This window comes from Actinoplanes sp. NBRC 103695 (genome assembly GCF_030269485.1).
GTDB lineage: Bacteria > Actinomycetota > Actinomycetes > Mycobacteriales > Micromonosporaceae > Actinoplanes.
Map to the genome: position 1 here is coordinate 1 of NZ_BSTL01000131.1, position 426 is coordinate 426.

Here is a 426-nt window from a genome sequence, read left to right on the forward strand (position 1 = left end):
TCGCCTACTACGGCGGCCCGGACGGTGTCGGCTGGGACTACGCCGGCCCGAACTACAACGACACCGGCGACTTCATCGGCGGTGGCCGGCCGCCGGGCTCGTCTTTCAAGATCTACACGCTGCTCGCGGCGCTGAGTGCCGGGTACGGGTTCGACACGACCTGGGACTCGAAGGCGAAGAAGATCGGCGGCGACGCCATCAACAACTCCAGCCGCACCAAGCTGACCTGTGACGAGCGGCGGTGCCCGCTGAAGGACGCGACTATCCAGTCGTACAACTTCCCCTTCTACCACCTGGCAGCGGACCTCGGTTCGGACAAGGTGGCCGAGGCGGCGCACAAGGCCGGCATCAACTTCATCTCCGGCCAGGAAGGCCGCATCGACCTGAACAAGGTCACCGACAAGGAGAAGCTGAAGGCGCAGCTCG

At 65.3% G+C, this 426-nt stretch carries 1 protein-coding gene; it reads left to right on the forward strand.

The window, feature by feature from the left end; all coding sequences use genetic code 11:
* Positions 1–426: penicillin-binding transpeptidase domain-containing protein (locus QSK31_RS48580; RefSeq protein ID WP_285692008.1), on the forward strand; the 426-nt coding region annotated here is incomplete at both ends.